Genomic DNA, 3,143 nt, shown 5'->3' on the forward strand with positions numbered 1-3,143 from the left:
CGGCCGGCACTACCTCAGTCGACGTGGAAGGCGAGGGTGGCAGCCACCGCCTGCTGCCACCCGGCATACAGCTTCTCGCGCCGCGCCACCTCCATCTGTGGTTCGAAGCGGCGGTCCAGGCCCCATTGCGCGGCGATCTGCTCGCGGCTGGTCCAGAACCCGACGGCCAGCCCGGCGAGGTAGGCCGCACCCAGCGCGGTGGTCTCGGTCAGCCGCGGCCGCAGCAACGGCACGCCGAGGATGTCGGCCTGGAAACCGGCCAGGAAATCGTTGCCGATCGCACCGCCATCAGCGCGCAGCTCGGTCAGCGCGATGCCTGCATCGGACTGCATCGCATCCAGCACATCGCGGGTCTGGTAGGCCATCGCTTCCAGCGCGGCGCGCACGAAGTGCGCCTTGCGCGTGCCCCGGGTCAGCCCGAACATCGCACCGCGCACGTCACTGCGCCAATAGGGCGCGCCCAGACCGACGAACGCAGGCACCAGGTAGGCACCTCCACTGTCGGGCACCTGTGCGGCCAACGCCTGGCTGTCGCCGGCGCGCTCGATCATGCGCAGGCCGTCGCGCAGCCACTGCACCACCGAGCCGGCCACGAAGATCGAGCCCTCCAGCGCGTACTCCACGCGCCCGTCCAGGCCCCAGGCGATGGTAGTCAGCAGTCCGTTGCGCGAACGCACCGCCTGGGTGCCGGTATGCATCAGCATGAAGCAGCCGGTGCCATAGGTGTTCTTGACCATGCCCGGCTGGAAGCAGGCCTGGCCGAACAGCGCCGCCTGCTGGTCACCGGCGATGCCGGCGATCGGGATCGGATGGTCAAAGAAGAACTGTGGCCGGGTGTGCGCGTATACCGAACTGGAATCGCGCACCTGCGGCAGCATCGCGCGCGGGATGTCCAGCAGCGCCAGCAGGTCGTCATCCCAGTCCAGCGTGTGGATGTTGAACAGCAGCGTGCGCGCTGCATTGCTGTAGTCGGTCACGTGCGCCTGGCCGCCGCTGAGGTTCCACACCAGCCAGCTGTCGATGGTGCCGAACAGCAGTTCGCCGCGCTCGGCCCGCTGTTGCGCGCCCTCCACATGGTCGAGGATCCAGCGCACCTTGGTTGCGGAAAAGTACGCATCGATCAGCAGGCCGGTGCGCTCGCGCACCAGCGCCTCGTGGCCATCGGACTTCAGCCGCTCGCAGAGGGCGTGGCTCTGCCGCGACTGCCAGACGATGGCGTTGTGGATCGGCTGGCCGGTGGCGCGATCCCAGACCACGGTGGTCTCGCGCTGGTTGGTGATGCCCAGCGCGGCGATATGACGCGGGTCGATCTGCCCGCGGCTGAGCAGTTCGGTCAGCGTGGCATACACGCTGGTGAGGATCTCGCGCGGGTCATGCTCGACCCAGCCCGGGTGCGGGAAGATCTGCGCGAACTCGCGCTGCGCGCTGCCGACGATGTTGCCGGCACGGTCGAACAGGATCGCGCGCGAACTGGTGGTGCCCTGGTCGATGGCCAGCACGTAGCGGGGCGTCATGCAGCGTCTCCGGTAGCGATGGTATTGGTAGAGTCGAGCTTGCTCGACTGCTCTTCATGCCAGTCGAGCAAGCTCGACTCTACCGTCTATCCATCCATGCCTGCAGCGGTGCCACCTGCGCGGCATCCAGCCGCAACCCCAGCTTGCTCCGTCGCCACAGCACATCGTCGGCGTTGCAGGCCCACTCATGCTCCCGCAGGAAATCCACTTCGCGCGCATGCAGGCCCGCACCGAAGTGCTCGCCAAGATCGTCCACGGTCTGCGCTTTACCCAGCAGCATCGCGCTGCGGCTGCCGTAGGCCCCGGCCCAGCGTCGCGCGATATCCGCGGGCAACCAGGGGGCCTGCGCCATCAGCTGCGAGCGGGCCTGTGCGGCGTCCCCCCAGTCGCTGCCGGGCAGTGCGGCTCCCGTTGCGGTCCAGGCGGGCCCCATCTGCGGCAGGGCGGGGCGCAGCAGGTCCAGCGTTTCTTCGGCCAGTATCCGGTAGGTGGTCAGTTTGCCGCCGAGCACGTGCAGTGCCGGCGCGGGATCGGACTGTACCTGCAGGCGGTAGTCGCGGCTCAGCTTTGCCGCACGCGGGTCCGGATCGGCCAGCAACGGGCGTACACCGGCGAACTGCCAGGCCACGTCTTCGGCGGCGATCGGTTCGCGCAGGTAGCGGTTGGCTGCATCGCACAGGTAGGCCACCTCGGACGGCAGCACGCTGCAGCGCGCCGGGTCGCCACGGTAATCGGTGTCGGTGGTGCCGATCAGCAGGTGGTCATGGGCGAACGGCAGCAGGAACACCACACGTCCGTCGGGCTGCTGCAGCAGGCAGGCATTGTCATCGGGCCAGGGGCGGCGCACCACGATGTGGCTGCCCTGCACCAGGCGCAGGGCGGGACCACCGCTGCGGGCCTGCATTCGTTCCAGCAGGCCACCGGCCCAGGGACCGGCCGCGTTGGCCACCGCGCGTGCGGTCACGTGCCGTTGCTGACCATCGCGGGTTTCCAGCACGGCCTGCCAACGGCCCTGCAGCGCACGCAGTTCGGTGCAGCGGCTGCGCACCTGCACCTGCGCGCCGCGCTGCGCGGCATCCAGTGCGTTCAGCAGTACCAGCCGCGCATCATCGACCTGCGCATCGGCATAGCTGAAGGCCTGCCGCAGCGTCGGGGAGAGCCAGGCGCCGAGTGAATCCTGCTGCAGGTCCAGCGCGTGCGAGGCGGGGAACGCAGGGCTGCACCGGCCCAGGTGGTCGTACAGCCACAGCCCCACACGCAGCATCCAGCGCGGGCGCAGGTGCGGTTCCCAGGGCAGAACGAAGCGCAACGGATGGACGAGGTGCGGTGCCTGCCGGCGCACCACCTCGCGCTCGCCCAGCGCCTTGCGCACAAGGCCCAGTTCGCCCTGCTCCAGATAGCGCAGGCCGCCGTGGATCAGTTTGCTGCTGGCGCTGGAGGTGTGCGCGGCCAGATCGTGCTGTTCGCACAGCAGTACCCGCAGGCCGCGACCGGCCGCGTCACGGGCGATGCCGGCACCGTTGATGCCGCCACCGATCACCAGCAGGTCAACCTCCTCCATCGCGCCTCCGCATCCTGTGTCTGTAGAGTCGAGCTTGCTCGACTGCGTTGACGAGAGTCGAGCAAGCT

2 protein-coding genes are annotated in these 3,143 nt (G+C 68.9%); both read right to left on the reverse strand.

Annotation, left to right across the window (positions count from 1 at the left end; genetic code table 11):
- Window positions 1-14: 14 nt before the first annotated feature.
- Complete coding sequence (glpK, locus tag O0J73_RS21945; protein ID WP_049458454.1) at window positions 15-1,514, reverse strand: glycerol kinase GlpK; 1,500 nt, start codon at window positions 1,512-1,514, stop codon at window positions 15-17.
- Window positions 1,515-1,593: 79 nt separating this feature from the next.
- A complete protein-coding gene (gene glpD, locus O0J73_RS21950) occupies window positions 1,594-3,075 on the reverse strand; it encodes a glycerol-3-phosphate dehydrogenase (protein WP_308309634.1) in 1,482 nt (493 codons plus the stop codon).
- Between the last annotated feature and the right edge of the window lie 68 nt (window positions 3,076-3,143).

It is taken from the genome of Stenotrophomonas sp. Sm6012, from assembly GCF_030985895.1.
GTDB classification, from domain to species: domain Bacteria; phylum Pseudomonadota; class Gammaproteobacteria; order Xanthomonadales; family Xanthomonadaceae; genus Stenotrophomonas; species Stenotrophomonas forensis.

Bases quoted from the DNA above. Each gene is read 5' to 3' on its own strand.
- glpK (WP_049458454.1), bottom strand. From the start codon at position 1,514: ATGACGCCCCGCTACGTGCTGGCCATCGACCAGGGCACCACCAGTTCG.
- glpD (WP_308309634.1), bottom strand. From the start codon at position 3,075: ATGGAGGAGGTTGACCTGCTGGTGATCGGTGGCGGCATCAACGGTGCC.